Annotated in this window: 22 protein-coding genes; 15 read left to right on the plus strand and 7 right to left on the minus strand. The window is 67.4% G+C overall.

What is annotated here, in order from left to right; genetic code table 11:
• Positions 1–1,199, minus strand: a 1,199-nt coding sequence (locus tag EKE94_RS15925) for a choice-of-anchor D domain-containing protein (protein ID WP_456237828.1), incomplete at its 3' end; no start/stop codon positions are given.
• A gap of 564 nt (positions 1,200–1,763) precedes the next feature.
• Here EKE94_RS15925 and EKE94_RS15930 point away from each other — a divergent pair.
• Positions 1,764–2,171 (plus strand): DUF983 domain-containing protein, encoded by a 408-nt coding sequence (locus tag EKE94_RS15930; protein WP_127907628.1) that lies wholly within the window; start codon positions 1,764–1,766, stop codon positions 2,169–2,171.
• A 61-nt stretch (positions 2,172–2,232) separates the two neighbouring features.
• Here EKE94_RS15930 and EKE94_RS15935 read toward each other — a convergent pair whose 3' ends face one another.
• Positions 2,233–3,108, minus strand: coding sequence for a LysR family transcriptional regulator (locus EKE94_RS15935; protein WP_127907629.1), 876 nt, complete (start codon positions 3,106–3,108; stop codon positions 2,233–2,235).
• Between the two features lie 153 nt (positions 3,109–3,261).
• Between EKE94_RS15935 and EKE94_RS15940 the strand changes: the two genes are divergently transcribed.
• The 9 genes from EKE94_RS15940 (at position 3,262) to EKE94_RS15980 (ending at position 14,520) form a co-directional block, all read left to right on the plus strand.
• Positions 3,262–4,215, plus strand: a complete 954-nt coding sequence (locus tag EKE94_RS15940; RefSeq protein WP_127907630.1) for a Bug family tripartite tricarboxylate transporter substrate binding protein — start codon at positions 3,262–3,264, stop codon at positions 4,213–4,215.
• A 63-nt stretch (positions 4,216–4,278) separates the two neighbouring features.
• A complete protein-coding gene (locus tag EKE94_RS15945; RefSeq protein WP_127907631.1) occupies positions 4,279–4,743 on the plus strand; it encodes a tripartite tricarboxylate transporter TctB family protein in 465 nt (154 codons plus the stop codon).
• Positions 4,744–4,752: 9 nt separating this feature from the next.
• Positions 4,753–6,315 (plus strand): tripartite tricarboxylate transporter permease, encoded by a 1,563-nt coding sequence (locus tag EKE94_RS15950; RefSeq protein WP_127907632.1) that lies wholly within the window; start codon positions 4,753–4,755, stop codon positions 6,313–6,315.
• Positions 6,312–7,466 carry a cystathionine beta-lyase gene (gene metC, locus EKE94_RS15955; protein WP_235856065.1) on the plus strand — a complete coding sequence of 385 codons (1,155 nt, stop codon included), beginning with the start codon at positions 6,312–6,314 and terminating at the stop codon, positions 7,464–7,466. The genes EKE94_RS15950 and metC overlap by 4 nt, the downstream gene beginning before the upstream one ends.
• Positions 7,467–7,534: 68 nt before the next feature.
• A complete protein-coding gene (gene purB / locus EKE94_RS15960) occupies positions 7,535–8,896 on the plus strand; it encodes an adenylosuccinate lyase (RefSeq protein WP_127907633.1) in 1,362 nt (453 codons plus the stop codon).
• 23 nt (positions 8,897–8,919) lie between these two features.
• On the plus strand, positions 8,920–10,296 hold the full coding sequence (locus tag EKE94_RS15965; RefSeq protein ID WP_127907634.1) for an MmgE/PrpD family protein: 1,377 nt from the start codon (positions 8,920–8,922) through the stop codon (positions 10,294–10,296).
• A 20-nt stretch (positions 10,297–10,316) separates the two neighbouring features.
• Complete coding sequence (locus EKE94_RS15970; RefSeq protein WP_127907635.1) at positions 10,317–11,207, plus strand: dihydrodipicolinate synthase family protein; 891 nt, start codon at positions 10,317–10,319, stop codon at positions 11,205–11,207.
• A gap of 65 nt (positions 11,208–11,272) precedes the next feature.
• Positions 11,273–11,611, plus strand: a complete 339-nt coding sequence (locus EKE94_RS15975; protein ID WP_127907636.1) for a RidA family protein — start codon at positions 11,273–11,275, stop codon at positions 11,609–11,611.
• Positions 11,612–12,024: 413 nt separating this feature from the next.
• Positions 12,025–14,520, plus strand: a complete 2,496-nt coding sequence (locus EKE94_RS15980) for a cation:proton antiporter (protein ID WP_127907637.1) — start codon at positions 12,025–12,027, stop codon at positions 14,518–14,520.
• Between the two features lie 151 nt (positions 14,521–14,671).
• On the opposite strand, the gene EKE94_RS15985 is transcribed toward EKE94_RS15980, so the two are convergent.
• Complete coding sequence (locus EKE94_RS15985; protein WP_127907638.1) at positions 14,672–15,049, minus strand: Rieske (2Fe-2S) protein; 378 nt, start codon at positions 15,047–15,049, stop codon at positions 14,672–14,674.
• 43 nt (positions 15,050–15,092) lie between these two features.
• A complete protein-coding gene (gene hppD / locus EKE94_RS15990) occupies positions 15,093–16,205 on the minus strand; it encodes a 4-hydroxyphenylpyruvate dioxygenase (protein WP_127907639.1) in 1,113 nt (370 codons plus the stop codon).
• A 157-nt stretch (positions 16,206–16,362) separates the two neighbouring features.
• On the opposite strand from hppD, the gene EKE94_RS15995 reads away from it, so the two are divergent.
• Together EKE94_RS15995 and EKE94_RS16000 are read left to right on the plus strand one after the other, a co-directional pair.
• Positions 16,363–16,845, plus strand: a complete 483-nt coding sequence (locus EKE94_RS15995; RefSeq protein ID WP_206615100.1) for an Lrp/AsnC family transcriptional regulator — start codon at positions 16,363–16,365, stop codon at positions 16,843–16,845.
• 98 nt (positions 16,846–16,943) lie between these two features.
• A complete protein-coding gene (locus EKE94_RS16000) occupies positions 16,944–17,180 on the plus strand; it encodes an Lrp/AsnC family transcriptional regulator (RefSeq protein ID WP_127907641.1) in 237 nt (78 codons plus the stop codon).
• Between the two features lie 33 nt (positions 17,181–17,213).
• On the opposite strand, the gene EKE94_RS16005 is transcribed toward EKE94_RS16000, so the two are convergent.
• From EKE94_RS16005 to motA, 3 genes are read right to left on the minus strand one after another with little or no spacing between them, the layout of a single operon-like run.
• Positions 17,214–17,654, minus strand: a complete 441-nt coding sequence (locus EKE94_RS16005; RefSeq protein ID WP_127907642.1) for a flagellar FliJ family protein — start codon at positions 17,652–17,654, stop codon at positions 17,214–17,216.
• Entirely contained in the window at positions 17,651–17,893 is a 243-nt protein-coding gene (locus EKE94_RS16010) for a hypothetical protein (protein ID WP_127907643.1), read from the minus strand. The genes EKE94_RS16005 and EKE94_RS16010 overlap by 4 nt, the downstream gene beginning before the upstream one ends.
• A gap of 3 nt (positions 17,894–17,896) precedes the next feature.
• Positions 17,897–18,763: a flagellar motor stator protein MotA gene (gene motA / locus EKE94_RS16015; RefSeq protein WP_127907644.1), complete on the minus strand. Its 867-nt coding sequence runs from the start codon at positions 18,761–18,763 to the stop codon at positions 17,897–17,899.
• Between the two features lie 153 nt (positions 18,764–18,916).
• Between motA and EKE94_RS16020 the strand changes: the two genes are divergently transcribed.
• The 3 genes from EKE94_RS16020 (at position 18,917) to EKE94_RS16030 (ending at position 20,830) form a co-directional block, all read left to right on the plus strand.
• The gene (locus tag EKE94_RS16020; protein WP_127907645.1) at positions 18,917–19,831 is read left to right on the plus strand and encodes a hypothetical protein; all 915 of its coding nucleotides are present in this window, start codon (positions 18,917–18,919) and stop codon (positions 19,829–19,831) included.
• A 94-nt stretch (positions 19,832–19,925) separates the two neighbouring features.
• Positions 19,926–20,231 carry a MucR family transcriptional regulator gene (locus tag EKE94_RS16025; protein WP_127907646.1) on the plus strand — a complete coding sequence of 102 codons (306 nt, stop codon included), beginning with the start codon at positions 19,926–19,928 and terminating at the stop codon, positions 20,229–20,231.
• 134 nt (positions 20,232–20,365) lie between these two features.
• Positions 20,366–20,830 carry a MucR family transcriptional regulator gene (locus EKE94_RS16030; protein WP_127907647.1) on the plus strand — a complete coding sequence of 155 codons (465 nt, stop codon included), beginning with the start codon at positions 20,366–20,368 and terminating at the stop codon, positions 20,828–20,830.
• Positions 20,831–20,841 lie beyond the last annotated feature (11 nt).

Below are 20,841 nucleotides of genomic sequence, written 5' to 3' on the forward strand. Positions count from 1 at the left end.
TGCGCGTCGGTGCCGCCATCCTCCACCTCGTCACCCTCGGAGGACGACACCGCGATCTCCGGCGCGCCGGTGGCGGTGCCCGAGACGGCGATGTCGTAGGGGGTCTCGTCGGCGTCGTCGTTGGTGAAGCTCAGGGCGAAGGAGAAGGCGCCCGCGAGCGTGGGCGTGTACTGCACGGTGAAGGTGGTGCTGCCGCCGGGCGCAACCGTGGTGGCGCCGGGCGCGGAGATCGCGTCGACGGTGACGTTGGAGGCACTGGAGGATGTCGCGGTGGCGAGGGTCAGGTCGTCTGTGCCGGAGTTNGAGTTGGTCACGGTGTAGGTGACGGTCTTCTGGACGCCCGCGGCTTCGCTCCCTTGCGCGTCGGTGCCGCCATCGGTGACGGTGCCGCCCTCGGAGGAGGAGACGGCGATCTCGGGCGCGCCTGTGGCGGTGCCGGAGACGGCGATGTTATAGGGGTTCTCGTCGGCGTCATTATTGGCCAGCGACAGATCGAAGCCGTAGCTGCCCGCCAGCGTGGGGGTGTAGTTCACCACCAGGGTGGTGGAGCTCGACGGCGCGATGTTGGTCGCGCCGAGCGTCAGGTTGTTGACGGTGACGTTGCTTTGGTTCGTGACGTTGCCCCCGACGGTGGGCGTTGTCAGTGTCAGCGGTGCGTCGCCAGTGTTCCTGATGGTGTAGGTGACGGTCTCAGGCGTCCCCGCCGCGGCGGTCGAGGTGAGGGTGTCTGTGCTGCCATCGGCCACCGACCTTCCGCTATCGGAATTCGTGATCTCGATTTCCGGGGCCGAAGGCGCGGAGGAGCCTATGCTGCCTGAGTCGGTACTGCTGGAGTAGGTGTAGGTGAAGCTTTGGATCGACGCGCCGCCATGCGATCCGGTGATTTCGCAGCCGGACGAGCAGTCCGTTGTGTAAATGTTGCCACCGGCGCCGATGGCAACCGAATCCACTGATATCGACAAGATACGAGGGTCGGTGGAATCCTCATACAAGTCGAAATTGGTGAGGCCACTCTGGTTGCCTTGGTCCTCGATGAGAAGAAAGTCTTCTGAGTAATCAGTGTTGGGCGGAGTTGGGTCGTTGTCTAAGTTGAAGCAATTGTCATCCGTGAAATTCAGCGCGATTTGCTCGCCTGACCCGACAGTGGGGCAGTCGGTGACCGCGGCGGACGACGCGGGCGCCGTCCCGATCCAGAACATCAGCGCCAGAAGCCCCAAGATCCAGACCCGCAGCTGCCGTGCGGCCCGGGAGACTGCCCTGGCATCGGCGGGGCGTGCTTGGTTAGGGAGGTTCGTGAACACGTTGATGTCTCCGGCGTCGAGTTCCGCTCGCGATTTACCGTGATCTTGGGGCAACGTCGTTTCTCCGGTGGTCAAATTGCGGCGCAACTTGGGCGAGCAGGGATTCGGTGGAATGCTATTCTAGCGTGCAGTCAGACGATCTTGCACAGAGCCATGCATCTCACCAACGAACTTTTGGTTAATTTGCTAGCTATCGGCCAAGTGGCGGCGGAAGTGTGGCTTCGGCGCCCTGAACCTTGTCGAGCGGCCTCGGGTGGTAGGGGTCGGGCTGCGACATCTCCGCCTGCATGGCCCGCGACCGCATCGGTCCTCTTCGCAAGACCGCAGCGCCGGCGGGCGCCGGGCCTGCGGCCGGGGCGGGTTGGGCGATTATGCCACAGCACCGTGGCGCGCGCGCATCTTCAACAATGCGTGGGCCATGGGTATATCCATCCTGTCATGACCCGATCGGGGAGAGATGAGATGACCATCGCCGTCGACGAGCGCGAGACCAAGACCGCCGTGCTGCGAGGGCTGCGCCACCGCTGCCCCGCCTGCGGCGAAGGCCACCTCTACGCGCGCTATCTCAAGGTGAACGACACCTGCCCGAATTGTGGCGAGGAACTCTATCATCACCGCGCCGATGACGGCCCCGCCTACCTGACGATCCTGGTCGTCGGGCACATCATGGGCTTCGCCCTGCATTTTGCCTTCGGCTACCTGCGCGACGACCCGCTTCTGCTGGCGCTGCTGCTGTCGGCCATCGCGATCGCGGTCGCCCTGCCGGTTCTGCCGCGCATGAAGGGGCTTCTGATCGGCTACCAGTGGGCGAAGGGAATGTACGGGTTCGGTCGGGTTCCCGGCGCCGACGCGGCGGTGTCCGAAACCTGATTCGTCGCGCGCCATGCCCTGACGGCAAGGGCGTCGCGCCTGCGCGGCCTTCCCGCCGCGGTCAGGACGGGCGTTCGGGACGGTTCAGCATCTCGTGATCCAGGATGATGTCGTGCAGCGCGTCGACATGGGTGCCGGCGCGGACCAGCGATTCATGCAGGTAGTAGGACACGCGGGGCAGGGATGGCAGGCCGAGGTCGGGGCCCAGGATGCGGACGTCCGACCGGAACGCGCTCAGCGTGCGCGGCGTCAGGCCAAGCCCTGCCTCGACGGCAAAGCGCACGCCCGTGGGGCTCGCCGTCGTCAGCCGCTCGTAATAGGGCATGCCGGCCAGGTCGAGCGCGTTCAGCCCGATCCGGCGGAACATGCTGGGATCGTCGGTCAGGACCAGCGGTAGCGCCTCGCCCTTCGGCAGTTCCCAGCTTTTCGCGGCGATCCAGTAGGCGCGCAGCAGCTTGATCAGGCGCCCCTCGCGGCTCCCCAGCCGCCAGGTGCTGATCGCGATGTCGAGCCGCCCATCCTCGAGCGCCTCCATCAGCGCGCGGCTGCGGTCGATCTGCAGGATGATCCGGTTGGTGGGATACCGCCGGGCGAACTCCTGCAGGATACCCGGCAGGATCGCGTTCGCGATTTCAAGCGGGGCGCCCAGCCGCACCGTTTCCGAGGCGTGGCTGCGTTCGGCAGACAGCACCGCATGGTTGCACATCGACACGATCTCGCGCGCGTGGCGCAACAGCGCGCGCCCGGCCTCGGTCAGCCTGCGGCTGCGCCCGACGGTGATGAAGATCGGCCGGCCGACCGCATCCTCGAGGCTTTGCATCTGCTGGGTGATCGCCGATTGCGACCGTCCCAGCGCCTCGGCCGCGGCGGTGAAGCTGCCGTGCTGATCGATTGCAATCAGGGTTTTCAGCTGAGACAGCTGCAAATCAGGGCGCATCGCAAATCACCTATCGGTCTGGCTTATGTAAATCACCAAATTATTAATTCTACAAATACGTCCGGTTGGTCTAAGGCTCCGGACGTCCTGTTTCCCGATCCGGGCCAACGGTCCGGGGTGGGGAGATCAAGACCCAACACAGGGGAGAACAGCATGAAACATCTCAACCTCGCCGCGGTTTCGCTGACGGCGGTCCTCATGGCCGGCACAGCGGTCGCGCAATCCTACCCCGAGGGCGATATCGACCTGGTCGTGCCCTTCGATCCCGGCGGGTCGGTCGACGTCACCTCGCGCATCATCGCCGAGACCGCGAACACCATCCTGGAAGGGGCCGAGATCAACGTGGTCAACCGCGCGGGCGGCGGCGGCGTCGTCGGTCAGACGACCGTGGCGCGGGCCGATCCCGACGGCTATACCGTTCTGGCGATGACCAGCTCGGTCGTGACCAACCCGCAGATGAAGGGCGCCGGCTACGCCGTCTCCGATTTCCGGCCGGTCGCGCTTTACAACCTCGACCCCGAGGTGATCGCCGTGCCTGCGTCGTCGCCCTTCGAGACGGCCGAGGAGTTCCTGGCCGCCGCCGAGGACGAGACGATGAACGTCGTCGTCGCGGGCATCGCCACCTCGCACCACATGTCGGGCCTGGCGATCGAACGCGCCACGGGGCTCGAGTTCAGCTACATCCCCACCAAGGGTTTCGGCGCGCAGGTGCAGGCCATCGCCGGCGGCCATGCCGACGCGGCGCTGTGGCCGCTGGGCGAAGCCGCGTCGCAGATGGGGTCGGGCGACATCCGCATCCTCGCCATCGCGTCGGAAGAGCGCAGCGAGGACTACCCCGACGTGCCGACCTTCGAGGAAGCCGGCATCGACATCCCGATCTGGGCGACCTTCCGCGGCTGGGCCGTGCCCAAGGGCACCCCGGACGAGGTCGTGGCCGACCTGTCGGACCTCATGCAGCAGGTCTCGGAAACCCCGGCCTATGTCGAGAAGATGGAAGCGGCGGGCTACACGCCGACCTTCCGCGATTCTGACGGGTTCTCCTTCGTCGTCGACAACTACGCCGAGCAGACTTCGGCAATCATCGAAGAAGCCGGCCTGGGCCAGTAAGGCCGGGCCATCGGGCCCCCCGCACCGGCGGGGGGCCGTTTTGCCTGAAAGGTAACACGTGCAATGACACGGCCCCACGGATCCGCCGGTTTCTGGCGGCACAGCGACACATGGGTTGGCCTGACGCTTGTCGTCATAGGTGCGGCGGCGACGGCCATGGCCAGTGGCTTCGACGCGATGTCGCGCAGCTATCCGCTGGCGCTGTCGGTGCTGCTGATGGTCTTCGGCGCGGTGCTGGTTCTGCGCGTCGTGATCTCGCAGCCCAAAAGCGTCTCCTTCTCGCTGCCCGCGCGCGTCGCGGGCCTGTCGGCGCTGCTGATCGTGGCGTGGATCGTCGCGCTGTCGGCGGGCTTGGGGTTCGTCCTGCCGACGCTGCTGATGCAGGGCGCCTTTCTCTATATCTGCGGCGTCCGTCCGCCGCTGGTGGCCGCCATCTACGCCGTGTTGATCACGGCCGTCGGATATGCGGCCTTCGTGCTGGGCCTCGGCGTGCGTCTGCCCGAGACGCTCGCGCCCTGGATCCTGTGAGGACCTGACATGGACATGATTCTTCTGGGCTTCCAGACGCTGGCCGATCCCATGGTCGCGCTGATGCTGCTGGTCGGTGTCATGGCCGGCATGGTCGTGGGGTCGATCCCCGGCATCAACGACAACATCGCCTTTGCCGTCTTCATCCCCTTCTCCTTCTCCATGCCTGCCGAAACCGCGCTGGCGCTGATGGTCGGCGTCTACTGCGCCGCCGCCACGGGCGGCGCGATCCCGGCCATCGTGCTCAAGGTGCCGGGCACCGCGTCGTCGCTGCTGACGGCCGAGGACGGGCACGCCATGGCGCGCAAGGGTCTGGCCGGGCGGGCGCTGTCGATCGCCATCACCTCGTCGGTGGTGGGCGGCATCCTCAGCTCGATCGTGCTTTTGCTCTTCGCGCCGTCGCTGGCCCGGGTCGCGCTCGAATTCGGCTATGTGGAGAACTTCGCGCTGGCGATCCTGGGGCTGTCGTCGGTCGTCGGGCTCTTGCGGGGCAACATCGTCAAGGGTGTGATCGCGGCGCTGATCGGCCTTCTGGTCGCCACCATCGGCTTCAGCCCGATGACCGGTGCCGCGCGCTTTACCTTCGGCAACATCAACCTGATCGAGGGCATCCCCTTCGTGCCGCTGCTGGTCGGGCTCTTCGGCATCGCCGCGATGCTCGACCTCAAGGCCGACGTGATGAAGACCCGCGATCCCGATGCGGGGCCGGAGTCGCTGCCAAAGATCGGGTCGCTGCGCCTGCCCAAGGGGCTGATGCGCCGTCTCACGCCGGTCTGGGGCACCAGCGCCGCAATCGGCAACGTGATCGGCATGCTTCCCGGCGCGGGAATGCTGATGGCGATCTTCCTCGCCTACGACCAGGCCGCGCGCCGCTTCCGTCGCAAGTTCGAAGGCCAGCCCGGCGAAGAGACCTGGGGCGATGGTGCGCCCGAGGGCGTCGCCGCGCCGGAAGCCGCGAACAACGCGGTGACCGCCAGCTCGATGGTGCCGCTGCTGTCGCTGGGGATCCCCGGCAACTCGACCTCGGCGCTGTTCATCGGGGCGCTGGCGCTGCACGGCATGGTGCCGGGGCCGCTTCTGTTCACCCAGCACGGCAACGTGGCGTGGATGATCATCGTGTCCTTCCTGTTCGCCAACCTGCTGCTCTGGCCGGTCGCCTGGGTGGTGCTGCGCACCGTGTCGCGGTCGATATTCGCGATCCGCAAGGAGGCGATGGTCGGCGTCATCGCGATGCTGTGCCTGATGGGCGCCTATTCGGACGGCGCCAACCTGTTCAACATGTGGGTGGCCATCGCTGCGGGCGTCGTCGCCTACGTGATGCGGCTGGCCAGCATCCCGCTGGGGCCCGCGATCCTGGGGCTGGTGCTGGGGCCGCAGCTGGAATCCTCTCTCAACAACTCGCTGCGGATCTCGAACGGCGACTGGCTGATCTTCTTCGACGCGGTCAATCACCCGATCAGCGCGGGGATGATGGTCGCCTCGGCGCTTCTGTGGATCGTGCCCGCGGCCATGGGCCTGCGCGACCGCGCCCGCGCCGCAAAGGCCGCCGCCGCCACGAAGGACAACGGATGATGAAGCGCGAAACCAAACTGATGCACTACGGCCGGACCGCGACGCCCGGGCCGGCGAACCCGCCGATCATGCGCGCCTCGACCATCCTGCACGACACGGTGGAGTCCTACCGCGCGACCAAGGCGGCGCGGGCCACCGACGATGCCGTGCTGTCCTATGGGCGGCGCGGCACCACCACCGCGCACCAGCTGGCCGCCGCTCTGGCCGATCTGGAAGAGGCCGAGGCCTGTTTCCTGTTTCCCACCGGTGTCGCCGCGGTCGCGGGCGCGCTGACGCCCTACCTGGGTGCGGGCGATCACCTGCTGGTGGTCGACACGATCTTTCCCGCGACGCGCAGCTATTGCGACACGGTGTTGGCGCGCAACGGGGTCGAGGTCGACTACTTCCCGTGGGACACCATCGACCTGTCGGACTACGTGCGCCCCAACACCCGCATGGTGCTGGCCGAAAGCCCCGCCTCGCAAAGCTACGAGGTGATGGACCTGCCCGCGCTTTGCCGCGATGCGCATGACCGCGGGCTGATCGTCGCGACCGACAACACCTATGGATCAAGCTGGCTTTACCGCCCGCTGGCGCTGGGGTGCGATCTGTCGATCGTGGCGGGGACGAAGTATATCGGCGGCCATGCCGACACGATGATGGGCGCGGTCGCGGCGCGCGGCCCGGCGGTCGATGCGCTGCGGCGCCACACGGCGATGACCGGCCAGACGCTTGGCCCCGACGATGCCTATGCCTGCCTGCGCGGCCTGCGTACGCTGGGCCTGCGGATGGAGCGGCACGGCGAGAATGCCGACCGGCTGGTCGCGTGGTTCCAGACCCGGCCCGAGGTGGCGGAGGTGCTGCATCCCGGCCTGCCGGGCCACCCAGGGTCCCGCATCTGGGCGCGTGACGCCTGCGGCTGCAACGGTCTTCTGACCGTCGGTTTCCGCGAGGGGTTCGACGCCGAGGCCTTTGTCGACCGGCTGCGGCTGTTCTCGGTCGGAAGCTCCTGGGGCGGGTTCGAAAGCCTTGCCATGCCCGCCGCGCCGGACAGCGGCCGACGCTTTCCGCGCCCCGACCGCGGCGCCGGGCAGATGATCCGCTTTCACGCCGGGCTTGAACACGCCTGCGACCTGATCGCCGACCTCGAAGCGTCCTTCGACCGGGCCTGATCGCCTTTTCCAGCGGTGGCGCCCCCGCGCGGGGCCCGCCGACCAGAATGAACCTTAGGAGAATTACGATGGGAACGAGCGTTTTCGATTCCGAACTGCTGATGAACGCATGGTCGACCGAAGAGATGCGCGACGTCTTCAACGACCGGGCCCGCATGCAGGCCTGGCTGGACGTCGAAGCCGCGCTGGCGCTGGTGCAGGGCGATCTGGGCATGATCCCCGCCGAGGCCGCGCAGGAGATCGCCGCCAAGTCCAGCTACGACGCCATCGACAAGGAGCTGGTGCTGCATCACCTCAAGATCACCAAGCACCCGCTGGTGCCGACGGTGCGCGCGCTTGAACATGCGTGCGAGGGCGGGGCGGGCGAGTTCGTCCATTTCGGCGTCACAACGCAGGACATCATGGACACCGGGCTGGTGCTGCAACTGCGCGAGGCGACCCGGATCATCCGCCGCGATCTGAAGACGATCGCCGCCGACCTGATGCAGCTGAGCGAAACGCACCGCAACACGCCGATGATGGGCCGCACCCTGTCGCTGCAGGCAATCCCCGTGACCTTCGGCTTCAAGACCGCGATCTGGCTGTCCGAGATCGACCGCCATCTGGAACGTCTGGACGAGATGGAGGCCCGCGTCTTCGTCGGCTCGATCGTCGGCGCGGTGGGGACCAAGGCGTCCTTCGGTCCCAAGGCCAACGAGATGGAGCGCGCGATCAACGACCGTCTCGGCCTCGGCACGCCCAACATCTCGTGGCAGGCGGCGCGCGACCGGTTCTACGAATTCGGCTCGGTCATGGGCGGGATCAACGCGACGCTGAACAAGATCGGCAATCAGCTGCTGCTGCTCGCACATAACGAGTTCGACGAGATCGCCGAACCCTTCGGCAAGGGGCAGGTCGGGTCCTCGACCATGCCGCACAAGCGCAACCCGGCCGTGACCGAGAACTCGGTCACCGTCAGCAACACGCTGAAGTCGAACATCAACATGCTGTCCGACATCACCAAGCACGAGCACGAGCGCGACGGTGCCGTGTGGAAGATGGAATGGAAGGTCCTGCCCGAGATCTGCCTGATGATGTCGGTGGTGCTGGAGAACCTGAAATTCGTGTTCTCCGACCTCGAGGTGAAGGAGGACAGCATGCTGGCCAACCTCAACCTGCTGCGCGGCTACGCGCTGGCCGAACGTGTTATGTTCGCGCTGTCGGACAAGATGGGCAAGCAGACCGCGCATGAAGAGGTCTACGAGGCCGCGATGCATGGCATCGAGGGCGGCATCGACTTCCGCGAGGCGCTTCTGGCCAACGACAAGATCCGCGAGGCGGTGACCGAGGCCGAGCTCGATGCGCTGCTCGACCCCACGACCTACGTGGGGCAGGCGCCCGATCTGGCCGATCAGGCCGTCGCCGCGGTTCGCGCGGGCGGCCGGATCTGAACGACACGAAAGGCGGAAAGCACATGACCCATTCGCAAGAGCTGGCCGCCTTTGTCTGCGACCTGGCGTCTGAGGCGATCCCCGCCTCGACCCGGGCGCGGGCGCGGCAGTTGATGACCGACACGCTGGGGGTGGGGCTGTCCGGCAGCCGCCACCCCAACTTCCAGACCGCGCTGGACGGGATCGCGGCGATGCCTGCGGCGCTGGGGGATCACCCGGTGATCGGCAGCCCGGTGCGGCTGTCGGCGCCCTATGCCGCGCTGGTCAACGGCGTGGCCTGCCACGTGCTGGATTTCGACGACACGCACACCGCCTCGATCGTGCATGGCAGCGCGATCCTGACGCCGCTGGTGCTGGCCCTGGGCGAAGAGACGGCGGCCAGCGGCCGCGACGTGCAGGCGGCCTTTGTCGCGGGGTGGGAGGTCGCGGCGCGCGTCGGCATCGCCTCGGGCAACAGCTTTCACAACCGCGGCTTCCATTCTACCGCCATCGCGGGCGTCTTCGGCGCCACTGCGGCGGCGGGCAAGCTGCTGGGCCTGACGGCCGAGCAGATGACCCATGCCTTCGGGCTGGCGGGCAGCCAGGCCTCGGGGGTCACCGAGTTCCTGACCAACTCGTCGTCCTCCAAGGGCTACCACGTCGGCTGGGCCGCGCGGAACGCGATGGAGATCGCGTATCTCGCCCGTGCGGGCGCCACCGGGCCGCAGACCGTCTTCGAAGGCGCCAACGGCCTTCTGTCGACGCACGGCCTGCCCGACCTGGCCGATGCCGCGCAGCTGTCGGCCGATCTGGGCACCCGGTGGGAGACCGAGCGCGTGTCGATCAAGCCCTATCCCTGCTGCCACTTCGCCCATGGCGCCATCGACTGCGCCATCGGGCTGCGGGCCGACGGCATCGCGGCGGAGGACGTGCAGGGCATCCACGCGATCATCGACGAGGTCGCGGCAGGCTTCGTCTGCAAGCCGATCGAATCCAAGTACGTGCCGACCAGCGCCTATGGCGCCAAGTTCAGCCTGCCCTTCCTCGTCGCCACGGGGCTGATCGACGGGCAGGTCACCCAAGGATCCTTTGACGCGACCTCGATCGCGCGCGACGATCTTCTGGCGCTGGCCCGTCGCGTCACCTACGAGGATGCCGAGAAGGGCACGACCGGGTTTCCGAAATACTTCCCCGGCCATCTCGTCGTCACCCTGACCGACGGGCGGGTGATCGAAAAACGCGTCGCGGTGAACCGCGGCAACCCCGATGCGCCGCTTTCGGATGCCGAGGTGGCCGGCAAGTTCCGCCAGAACGTCGACGGCATCGTCGATGCGGCGCGGGCCGACGCGCTGGTCGAAAAGCTTGCCTCGCTCGAAGAGCTGGGGGATCTGTCGGACCTGACACGCGAACTGGTGCTCTGACCGGACCAAGGGAGATACCCATGACGTCAGCCGACACTCTGCACGGGGTGATCCCCTATCTTGCCTCGCCCGTCGACGCGGCAGGCGAGATCGACCGCGACGCGCTGGCCCGCCTGACCGAGCACCTGATCGGCAAGGGCGTGCACGGGCTGGCGCCGCTGGGGTCGACCGGCGAATTCGCCTATCTCGACCTCGCCAAGCGCGAGGCGGTGGTTCAGACGGTGGTCGAGGCCGCCGCCGGCCGGGTTCCGGTGATCGCGGGCGTCGCCGCCACCACCACCGCCGATGCCGTGGCCCAGACCCGCCGCTGGCGCGAGATCGGCGCCGACGGCATCCTCGCAATACTCGAGGCCTATTTCCCGCTGAACGACGCAGGCGTCGAGGCCTATTTCACCGCCATCGCCGACGCGGCCGACGCGCCGGTGACGCTTTATACCAACCCCAACTTCCAGCGCGCCGACCTGAGCCTGCCGGTGGTCGAGCGGCTCTCGCATCACGGAAACATCCGGTACCTGAAGGACGCGTCGACCAATACGGGGCAGCTTCTGAGCGTGCTGAACCGATGCGAGGGGCGGTTGGGGGTCTTCGCGGCGTCATCGCACATCACCGCGGCGGTGATGCTGATCGGGGGGCTTGGCTGGATGGCCGGGCCGTCCTGCGTGGCGCCCGAGCAAAGCGTGCGGCTTTACGACCTGTGCCGGGCCGGCGACTGGGCCGGTGCGATGGCGCTGCAGCGCGACCTCTGGTCGCTGAACGAGGCCTTCGCGCGCTACAACCTCGCCGCCGCGATCAAGGCGGGCCTGCGGCTGCAGGGCTTCGACTGCGGCGATCCGTTGCCGCCGCAACGCCGGCTGGAGCCGGACGAGATCGCGGGGATCGCCGCCGCGCTTGAACGCTGCGGCACGCTCTGACCCCGGCGCGCCCCGCGCCATTCCAGACCAGACCCCGGGACCCGGGCCCAAACGGAGAAGACCCCATGATCGAACGCATCGAGACCGGCCAGCGGATGAGCAAGATCGTCAAGCACAACGGCACGGTCTACCTCTGCGGGCAGGTCGGCGCAGGCGATAGCATCACCGAGCAGACGCGGGATTGTCTTGCCCGCGTCGATGCGCTGCTGGCGCAGGCGGGATCGTCGCGCGAACAGATCCTGCAGGCCATCATCTGGGTCGCCGACATGGCCGATTTCGCCGAGATGAACGCGGTCTGGGATGCCTGGGTGCCCGAGGGGCACGCGCCGGCCCGCGCCTGCGGCGAGGCCAAGCTGGCCCGGCCCGAGTTGAAGGTCGAAATCATCGTCACTGCCGCCTACTAGGCGCCGCGATACGCCCCGCCGCCCAAGCGGGCCTCGGGCAGGGGCAAATCGGCGCAGCCCGTCGCGGGGCCCGACCTCCGCCCCGCCCCCGGGGGCGGCACGGCGATCGGCCATGCGGCAGCCGTGCCTTTCGCGGTATGAGACGGCCCATGGGCGAAGCGCCCGGTTCGGCCATCGCGCAGGACGGCACGCAGGTCTGCACGCAGGTCCGCGGGCGACATGCGGGGTCGGTAGGGCGGGCCGCGCAGGAGCTTCGGGATGGGCTTCGGGACCCGCCGCACGGTGCCGGGGATGCACGAAATCTCAGCTCTCCGCCGCGCCGTCCGCCCCGCGGGATAAGAAGGGCGTGATCCCGCCAAAAATGGGCGCGTCACGACGTTCCGTCCGCCATCTTCATGCGCTAACCAATCGGCATGAGCATCATCTTCATCGTCACCGTGGTCGCTTCGCTGTTCTTCGTGATCGGCGTGGCCGAACCCGTGGCGGGGCGGCTGCGGCTGCCCTACAGCGTGATCCTCGCGGTGCTTGGCACCCTGATCGGGATCGGCGCCAGTTTCTTTTTGGCGACCGACCTGACCGACGCGCTGAACCCGGTGGCCGAGGCGATCCTCGGCCTGCCGATACGTGCCAACGTGTTCCTCTATGTCTTCCTGCCGACGCTGCTGTTCCAGGCGACGCTGGGGGTCAACATCCGGCGGATGCTGGACGACTGGGTGCCGATCCTTGTTCTTGCCGTCATCGCGGTGCTGTTTTCCACCCTCGCCATCGGGATCGCGCTGGGGTGGACCAGCGGCCTGCCGCTTGCGGCCTGCCTGCTGATCGGCGCGATCGTGTCGACGACGGACCCCTCGGCCGTGGTGGGGATCTTCCGCTCGATCTCGGCTCCGCGGCGGCTGGCGCGGATCATCGAGGGCGAAAGCCTGTTGAACGATGCCGCGGCCATCGCGCTGTTCGGGCTCTTCATCGGCTATGTCAGCCTGGGCGTGCCGGACCCCGGTCTTCAGGACGCGATCTTCCGCTTTCCGGCGCTGGTTGCGGGCGGGGCGGCGACCGGCTGGGCCTTCGGGCACATCGCGCTGGGGACCATGATGCTGTGCCGGCGGTTCGAACTGGCACAGATCTCGCTGTCGGTCGCGTTGCCCTACCTTGCCTATGTTGCCGCCGAACAGCTGGTCGGCGCCTCGGGCGTCATCGCCGTGGTCGCCGCCGGGCTGACGCTGAACCTTGCCGGGCCCGGACGGCTGAACCCCAAGAGCTGGACCAACCTGCGCGAGGTCTGGGACCTTCTGGCGCACTGGGCCGGGGCGCTGATCTTCATCCTCGCCGCTCTCCTGATCCCGCGCCTGCTGGAAGAGGTGCGGCCCTCGGACCTGATGCTGATCGGTGTCGTCATCCTGACCGCCGTCGCCGCGCGGGGGGGGATCCTCTTCGGTCTTCTGCCGTTGCTGAGCGCGGTGCGCCTGTCGCCGGTGATCGAGCCGCCCTATCGCGCGGCGATCCTGTGGGGCGGGCTGCGCGGTGCGGTGACGCTGGCGCTGGCGCTGGCGGTGACCGAAAGCCTGCGCGTCCCGATCGAGATCAAGCGGCAGGTCGGGATCCTGGCCACCGGATTTACCCTCTTCACCCTGATCGTGCAGGGGACCACGCTGCGGTCGGTCATCGAACGCCTCGGCCTGGCGCGGCTCTCTCCGCTGGACCAGGCGCTTTCGAAACTGGTGGTCGCGGTGTCGCTGCAGACGGTGCGCGAAGAGGTCGCCCGGGCGACCGACAACTATGACCTCAGCCGGGATATCGTCCGCTCCGAGGCCAAGAGCTTTGGCAAGCGGCTGGACAGGGTTGTCACGGCGGCCGAGGAGGCGACCGAGATCCTCGACCGCGACCGGGTGACGCTGGGCCTGCTGGCGCTGGCGGGGGCCGAACGCGACCTGATCCTTGCGCGGATCCGCGAACGCGTAATATCGACCCGGCAGGCCGAGCGCGCGCTCGCCGATGCCGACCGGTTGATCGAGGCGACGCGGTCGGGCGGGCGGCATGGCTACCAGCGGGCGGCGCGGGGCAGCATCGCCTTTACCCTGCCGTTCCGCGTCGCGGTGGCGTTGCATCGTCGGCTGGGGCTCTCGGGGCCGCTGGCGCGGATGACCGCGGACCGGTTCGAGCGGCTGCTGTCGCAGCGGCTGATCCTGCAGGACCTCGAGGGGTTTACCGACCGCCGCATCCGCCGCGTCCACGGCCGCCGGGTTGCCGAGCTTCTGGCCGAGCTACTGGGCCGCCGGGCCGAGGGGCTGGACAGCGCGCTGGAGGGGTTGCGGCTGCAGTACCCGGGCTATGCGGAGGAGCTGGAGCGCCGGTTCATCCGCCGCACCACCCTGCGGCTGGAAGAGCGGGAATACGACGCGATGCGCGAGGACGGGCTGATCGGGGCCGAACTGCACACCGCCCTGATGCAGGAGCTGGCCGGACGGCGCGCGCTGGCCGAGCGCCGTCCGAAGCTGGACGTGGCGGTGCAGCGGTCGGAGGTGATCAAGCAATTCCCGCTGTTTCAGGAGCTGGACGAGACGGCGCTGAAACGGCTGGGCCGGGTGCTCGTCACCCGCTACGTCAATGCAGGGGACATCGTGATTGCGCGCGACGAACGTGCGACGGGGGTCTATTTCGTCGCCTCGGGCGCGGTCGAGCTCAAGGCCGCGGGGCAGACATGGCGACTGGGCCGGGGCGAGATGTTCGGGCAGATGTCGCTTTTGCTGCGACGCCCGCGGCGCACCGAGGCGACGGCGCTTGCCCCCTCGACGCTCCTTCTGCTTGACGAAAGGTCCTTTCGGCGGCTGCTGAGCCGCAGCCCGCGCATGCGCGAGGCGGTGCGTGAGAGCGCCGTGAAGCGCGGGATCGCGCTGGAGCATCTGAACCTGTGATACCGCTTGAGGGGACGAAAAGGGACGCGCCCGGGGCGCGACACCGATGCGTGGCCGGCGCGTGAGCGCGCCGGCGGTGCCTCCGGCGGGAGTATTTTCGAAGAGAAGAAAGGGCCCGGGCTGTGCGGAGGCCCGGGCCGTGCCGCCCTGGTCATGTCGGGGGGCCGATCACCACGGCCTGGCCTTGGGTGCGGATGGGCACGGGGTCGAGGCTGCAGCCAAGGCCGGGGCCGCCCACGCCCGCGCCGGTTTCGATGTCGAACATCGCGGCATGGGAGGTGCATTGCAGGCGGAGGCCGTCGGAGGTCACGATCTGCGGGCCGCGGTGGTCCAGCGGCAGGTACTGGTGCGGGCAGGCGTTGACATAGGCGCGCAGCCCCGCAGGGCTGCGCACGAGGATCAGGGGAAAGCGGCCGCGGTCGGACACGACCGTCAGGGCCAGCGCGGCCCCCGGCGTGTCGCCCAGATCCGAGGCCGCGCAGACGAAGGTCCCGTCGGGCGGCGCCGTGCTGTAGTCTAGCCAGCTCATTGAAAAGCCGGCCAGGCGACCCGCGAGGGGGTCCCGCGGGCGGTCATTCCGCGGGCTCGGCCTTGAGCACGCCGCGGCGGACCTGGTCCTCTTCGATGGATTCGAAGAGCGCGCGGAAATTGCCCTCGCCGAACCCGTCGTCGCCCTTGCGCTGGATGAACTCGAAGAAGATCGGTCCGATCACGGTCTTCGAGAAGATCTGCAGAAGGATCCGGGTCTGGCCACCGCCGACCACGCCTTCGCCGTCGATCAGGATGCCGTGCCGCTTCATCCGCTCGATCGGCTCTTCGTGGCCGTCGACACGCTTGTGGCTCATCTCGTAGTAGGTGTCGGGCGGGGGCGGCATGAATTCCATGCCCGCGTCCGAGATCGCGTCGGTCCCGGCATAGATGTCCTCGGACGCGATGGCGATGTGCTGGATGCCTTCGCCGTTGTATTCACGAAGGTATTCCTCGATCTGGCTGTTCTCGTCCGCGCTTTCGTTGATCGGGATGCGGATCTTGCCGTCGGGCGACGTGAGCGCGCGGCTGGTCAGGCCGGTCTGCTTGCCCTTGATGTCGAAGAACTTGATTTCGCGGAAGTTGAAGGTGTCGGCGTAGAACCGGTACCACGTGTCCATGTTGCCGCGGATCACGTTGTGGGTCAGGTGATCGAGGTAATAGAAGCCAAAGCCCTCGGGTCGCGGATCGCGTTCGCCCAGCCAATCGAAGTTTTCGTCATAGACCGACCCTTCGGCGCCGTAGGTGTCGACGAAGTAGAGCAGTGAGCCGCCGATGCCGATCACCGCCGGCACGTCCAGCGATTTGCCCGGGCCGGTGTATTCCTCGGCCCCGAGTTCGACCGCGCGCTTCAACGCGTGCTGGGCGTCGACCACGCGCCATGCCATCGCGGGGGCGCAGGGGCCGTGGTCGGAGACGAACCGGGCCGCGTGGCCGTCGGGTTCGGCGTTCAGGAGGTAGTTGATGTCGCCCTGGCGGTAGAGCGTGATGTTCTTCGTGCGATGCTTGGCGACGGGGGTGAAGCCCATCTGCCGGAAAACCCGGTCCAGGACCGCCGGGTCGCGATGCGCGTATTCGACGAATTCGAAGCCATCCGTACCGGCGGGGTTCGCCTCGGTGATCTCGGCCTTGGGGGCGTCGTGCGGGAAAGGTCCCATGGGTCTCCTCCTCTCAAAAACTTTCGACCAGTGTTCCACATGGCGCCCGCAAAAGGCGTGCAATCGCGGGGGCTGTCGCGGCTCCGGCGCGTGAAACGTGTGCATAGGGTGGAATTCATGCGCGATTCGCGCGCGGGATCGTGGTATCGTGCGGGCCATGACCCTGGATGACTTCGATATCGCGATCCTGCGTGCCCTGCAGGCCGACGGCGCGCTGACCAATGCCGCGCTGAGCGAGCGGGTGCACCTGTCTCCCTCGCAATGTTCGCGGCGGCGCGCGGCGCTGGAAAAGGCCGGCGTGATCGCAGGCTATGGCGCCCGGCTCGATGCCGGGCGGCTGGGCTTTGGTCTTCGGGCGATCGTGCGGGTGAACCTGCAGGCGCATGGCGGTGAACGGGATACGGACTTTGCCCAGTTCATCGCGCGGCAGCCCTCGGTGCAGTCGGCGTTTTCGGTGTCGGGCGATGCCGACTACGTGCTCGACGTTCGCGCGCGCGATCTGGAGAGCTTTGCGCATTTTATCCATGACCGGTTGCTGCCGCATCCGCAGGTGGCGCAGGTGCGGTCGGACATCGTGCTGAAGACGGTCGCGGACCGGGCGGGGCTGGACATGGACCAGGTCGACCGGCGTGGCGGATAGGCGGCTTCGAGGCCTAGCGGATCGGGGCGGGCATATGGACCTGCGCCGCCGCGGACGTTAGTCAGGCGGACAGGCAATTGGAGAGAAGGACATCCCGGATGCATTGCGTCTTCGTGCAGATCAGGTGCCGCCCCGGCACCACCTACGAGGTGGCCGACCGGATTGCCTTGCGTGAAATCCACTCCGAGCTCTATTCGACCAGCGGTGATTTCGACCTGTTGCTCAAGCTCTACATCCCCGACGAAGAGGACGTGGGCAAGTATATCAACGACCGCCTGCTGGACGTCGAGGGGATCGAGCGCACGGTCACCACGCTGACCTTCACCGCCTTCTGATCCCGGGGGCGCGTGCGGGGCGGCGGGGCGCGACTAAGTGGTCCGGCGCGGGTCGCGCTGCCAGCGTTGCAGGCCGATCTCGGCCATCTCCTCGGCCTCGCGTCGGGCATGTTCGGCAGCGCGTCGGCTGCGGGCGCGTGCCGACAGCGTGCCGATGGTGCGCATGTCCCGGAACCGGGCGCGCACCCGGTCCTCTAGCCCCTCGGCCTTGGCTTCCAGCGCGGCGATCGCCTGCGCGTGGGTGACGATCTGCGCCCGCACCGCGCGGACGTAATCTGCGACGTAGCGCGCCGATTCCAGCGTGCTGTCGCGGGTTTCGTCGCGCAGGTCCCGTTCCAGCCCGTCGCGCGTCTGTTCGTGCTGGGCGATCCGGCCGCGCAGCTGCCCGAGTTCGCGCGCCTCCTCTTCCATCTCGTGACGGCGCAGGCGTTCGAGCACGTCGAGCGCGGCGATGCGGCGGTTCTCGGGGGTCAATGGCCTGTCTCCGGGGCAGGGGGCGGGGCCTGCGTCTCTGCCGCCTGTTCGACCAGACGGGCGCGCATCCGGGCCAGGATCTCGGGCACGAAGGGATCGCGGGTTGCGGGCGGCGTGACATGGGTGGGGCCGGCCTCTTCTTCGTCCCCCGCCTCGGGCGCGGGCGGCGGAGACGAGGCCGCGGCAGGCCCCGGGCCAAGCGCGCAGGCGAGGCAGAGGAAGAGAGGCGCAAGACGCATCGCTCAGGCCGCCGGAAGCTCTTTCTGCGCGGCCTCGACTGAATAGAAGTCGGGCTGCTTTGCCGTGGGGATGCTGCCGCGCCCGATCTCGACGCAGATCGAGGGCGGGTGGTTCGCGACCATCGCCACGAAGATGTCGCGGATAATCAGGTAGAAGGCGCTGTCTTCATCCTCGATCTGCTTCAGGCGTCCGCTGATCGGCTGCACCATGCAATAGGCAAGGAACACGCCCAGGAAGGTGCCCACCAGCGCACCGCCGATCATGCCGCCCAGCACCTCGGGCGGCTGGTCGATCGACGACATCGTCTTGATCACCCCCAGAACGGCCGCGACGATGCCGATCGCGGGCAGGCCGTCGGCCATGGTCTGGATCGCCGTGGCCGAGGCCATGGATTCATGGTGGTGCTTCTTGATCTTGCGATTGATCACGTCCTCGGTCGCGTACTTGTCGTCGAACTGCATCGCCAACATGCGAAAACTGTCGGTGATGAGGTCGGTGGCGAAATGGTCCTTGAGGATGCGGGGATAGCGCTGGAAGATCGGGCTATCGCGCGGCTTTTCGATATGCGCGTCAAGCGCCAGGATGCCCTTGGACTTGTAAAGCCGCGACAGCTCGAACATCAGGTTCAGAAGGTCGGTATAGTCCTGCGCCTTCCAGCGCGGCCCCTTCATCACCTTGCCGATGCCCTTGAGCGAGCTTTTCACCACGGTGAACGAGTTCGCGATGACAAAGGCCCCGACCGCCGCGCCGCCGATCATCATGCCCTCGAAGGGCAGGGCATGAAGCACGATGTCCATCTTGCCGCCCGACAGGATGAAGCCGCCGAAGACCAGCCCGAAGACGATCACCAGCCCGAGGATCATGGTCATGGTTGTTCCTGCCCGTATTCTTGCCGTGCGACGTGATGTCGAAAGGTCCGCTTGCTCTGTCGGTATCGTCGCCTTCCGCAAGCAGTATTGACAAGTTTATCCTTCAAAACAAGAATTGATGGTAGAACAATCCTTTTGATCGTGAAGTGTGCGATGACCGCGACAGATAACCTCGCATATCTTCTGGACGCCGGGGACGTGGCGTCGGTGCGCCCCGACTGGCCCGAGCTGATGAACCTCGCCATCTGCCTCGACGCCGGGGGCGGGTGCGAACTGGTGGTGTTCCACCATGACGAGACGCCCCGGATACTTGAGAAGATCGCCGCCGTCTTCGGCCGCGCGCCGGGCAGTTTCGCCGTCTCGCCCGAGGTCGAGGGCTATCCCACGCGCCGCATCCTGTTCTCCGAGGAACGCAAGCTGTTCGGACTGGTGGCCGAGGCCGACCGCCTGACCGAAGCGGCGCTGGACTACGCGATCAACTACCGGTTCGCGCGGGAAGAGGGGCTGGACCCCGATGCGCTGACCGGGCTAGACCCCGACCGCGCGCGGCGGCTGATCGACGAGTTTGCGATCCATGGGCCCAAGGTGCACGAACCCGATGCCGCGCCTCGCGCCGACCTGGGCTGGGGGCCTGCGGGGGTGCCGGTGGGCTATTACCGCGCCGACCCGGGGATGCAGCCCGAATGCGATTTCCTGACGGGGCGGCTGTTTGCACAGGGCGGACGGATCCGGCTGGTGCTGGAAGACGACGACAGCGCCGCGACGGACCTGCCTCTTCTGGTGCAGGAGGTCGCGTTTCGCGACGATTTTACGCGTTTCGTCATCCCGCGTGGCAGCTTCGGGCCCGACTGGCAGCCCGGCGATCCCGCGACGCTGGACATGCCGGCCGAGCTTTTCCCCGAGCAGCTGGCCGGGCGGTTCCGGCGCAGGGTCCATGCCGGACACCTGACCGTGACCGCGGGCGGTATCTTCGTCACGCCGGGGCGCACGCTTGAGGCGGCGCCGGCCACAGCCGCCACCACCACCGAACCGCCGCGCAAGCGCAGGAAGATCATCGCGCCCTTCTAAGCCCTGGGCAGGTTGCCGCCGACGCGCTGGCCGGTCTTCGCCGGTCGCCGCGCTCTCACTTTCCAGCCCCGCATGGGGTGATTACGAGACTTTCATGCCTGCTTCGTTTCACCTTGGCCGGATCTTCGGAAGGTTTCGCGTGCTCCCCCGGCGCCTGCGTCACGGGCCGCGTCCCGTCCCGCATGTGCCGGTCGAGGCAAGCGTGACCCCCAACTACCTGATTTGCCTGGAAACCGGGGCGCGGCTGGTCTGTTTGGGACGGCATATCGAGCAGAAGCTCGGCATGACCCAGCAGGAATACCGGAAAAAATGGGGGCTGCCCTCGGAATACCCCATGGTTGCCGCAATTTACCGCCAGATGAAGGAACAATCTTTGGCTCAGAAGGACAGAGCCACCTAATTCGATGCAATTTGCCTAGACTTCAGGGCGAATACTTGGAGGGAGTGTTATATTATGTATGCCTTTGCATTGACTCCCCGGGGGCGCCGCACGAAGTTCACGGCAGTATCAACGACGGTTGGGGGACCGGATTGATGGCGGATATCGGCCAGACAGACCATGACTCGATCGGACGGATCGTCGCTGCCTACGCGACCCGGCCCGACGTGTCGCAGACAGACATCGTGACGTTGTTCGCCCGCCTGCGCGGGACGGTGACCGGGGCCGCTAGGGGGGCTGCCGCGCCGCTTGCGGACATGGGCCTTCCCGCCGCGCAGGCCGCGGTCGAACCCGCCCTGCCGCCCGAAAAGGCCGTGACGCGCGACCGCGTCTACTGCCTGTGCTGCGGCAAGGGGTTCAAGATGCTGCGGCGGCACCTGAGCGCCGAACACGGCCTGACCGAGGCCGAGTATCGCGCGCGTTTCGGCTTGCCCGAGGATATGCCGCTGGTCGCGCCCAGCTACAGCGACAGCAAGGCCGCCTACGCCAAGAAGGCTGGATTCGGCAAATACCGCCGCAGCCCCGGGGCGCGCGCGGCCAAGAGCGAAACCGCGGGGTAGGGCGCCGCTGG

The organism is Mesobaculum littorinae (assembly GCF_004011175.1).
In the GTDB taxonomy this organism is placed as follows: Bacteria; Pseudomonadota; Alphaproteobacteria; order Rhodobacterales; family Rhodobacteraceae; genus Tranquillimonas; species Tranquillimonas littorinae.

Excerpts from the sequence above, each read along its gene's own strand:
- EKE94_RS15930 (WP_127907628.1), top strand. The coding sequence starts at position 1,764 with ATGACCATCGCCGTCGACGAGCGCGAGACCAAGACCGCCGTGCTGCGA.
- EKE94_RS15935 (WP_127907629.1), bottom strand. The coding sequence starts at position 3,108 with ATGCGCCCTGATTTGCAGCTGTCTCAGCTGAAAACCCTGATTGCAATC.
- EKE94_RS15940 (WP_127907630.1), top strand. The coding sequence starts at position 3,262 with ATGAAACATCTCAACCTCGCCGCGGTTTCGCTGACGGCGGTCCTCATG.
- EKE94_RS15945 (WP_127907631.1), top strand. The coding sequence starts at position 4,279 with ATGACACGGCCCCACGGATCCGCCGGTTTCTGGCGGCACAGCGACACA.
- EKE94_RS15950 (WP_127907632.1), top strand. The coding sequence starts at position 4,753 with ATGGACATGATTCTTCTGGGCTTCCAGACGCTGGCCGATCCCATGGTC.
- metC (WP_235856065.1), top strand. The coding sequence starts at position 6,312 with ATGATGAAGCGCGAAACCAAACTGATGCACTACGGCCGGACCGCGACG.
- purB (WP_127907633.1), top strand. The coding sequence starts at position 7,535 with ATGGGAACGAGCGTTTTCGATTCCGAACTGCTGATGAACGCATGGTCG.
- EKE94_RS15965 (WP_127907634.1), top strand. The coding sequence starts at position 8,920 with ATGACCCATTCGCAAGAGCTGGCCGCCTTTGTCTGCGACCTGGCGTCT.
- EKE94_RS15970 (WP_127907635.1), top strand. The coding sequence starts at position 10,317 with ATGACGTCAGCCGACACTCTGCACGGGGTGATCCCCTATCTTGCCTCG.
- EKE94_RS15975 (WP_127907636.1), top strand. The coding sequence starts at position 11,273 with ATGATCGAACGCATCGAGACCGGCCAGCGGATGAGCAAGATCGTCAAG.
- EKE94_RS15980 (WP_127907637.1), top strand. The coding sequence starts at position 12,025 with ATGAGCATCATCTTCATCGTCACCGTGGTCGCTTCGCTGTTCTTCGTG.
- EKE94_RS15985 (WP_127907638.1), bottom strand. The coding sequence starts at position 15,049 with ATGAGCTGGCTAGACTACAGCACGGCGCCGCCCGACGGGACCTTCGTC.
- hppD (WP_127907639.1), bottom strand. The coding sequence starts at position 16,205 with ATGGGACCTTTCCCGCACGACGCCCCCAAGGCCGAGATCACCGAGGCG.
- EKE94_RS15995 (WP_206615100.1), top strand. The coding sequence starts at position 16,363 with ATGACCCTGGATGACTTCGATATCGCGATCCTGCGTGCCCTGCAGGCC.
- EKE94_RS16000 (WP_127907641.1), top strand. The coding sequence starts at position 16,944 with ATGCATTGCGTCTTCGTGCAGATCAGGTGCCGCCCCGGCACCACCTAC.
- EKE94_RS16010 (WP_127907643.1), bottom strand. The coding sequence starts at position 17,893 with ATGCGTCTTGCGCCTCTCTTCCTCTGCCTCGCCTGCGCGCTTGGCCCG.
- motA (WP_127907644.1), bottom strand. The coding sequence starts at position 18,763 with ATGACCATGATCCTCGGGCTGGTGATCGTCTTCGGGCTGGTCTTCGGC.
- EKE94_RS16020 (WP_127907645.1), top strand. The coding sequence starts at position 18,917 with ATGACCGCGACAGATAACCTCGCATATCTTCTGGACGCCGGGGACGTG.
- EKE94_RS16025 (WP_127907646.1), top strand. The coding sequence starts at position 19,926 with ATGCCTGCTTCGTTTCACCTTGGCCGGATCTTCGGAAGGTTTCGCGTG.
- EKE94_RS16030 (WP_127907647.1), top strand. The coding sequence starts at position 20,366 with ATGGCGGATATCGGCCAGACAGACCATGACTCGATCGGACGGATCGTC.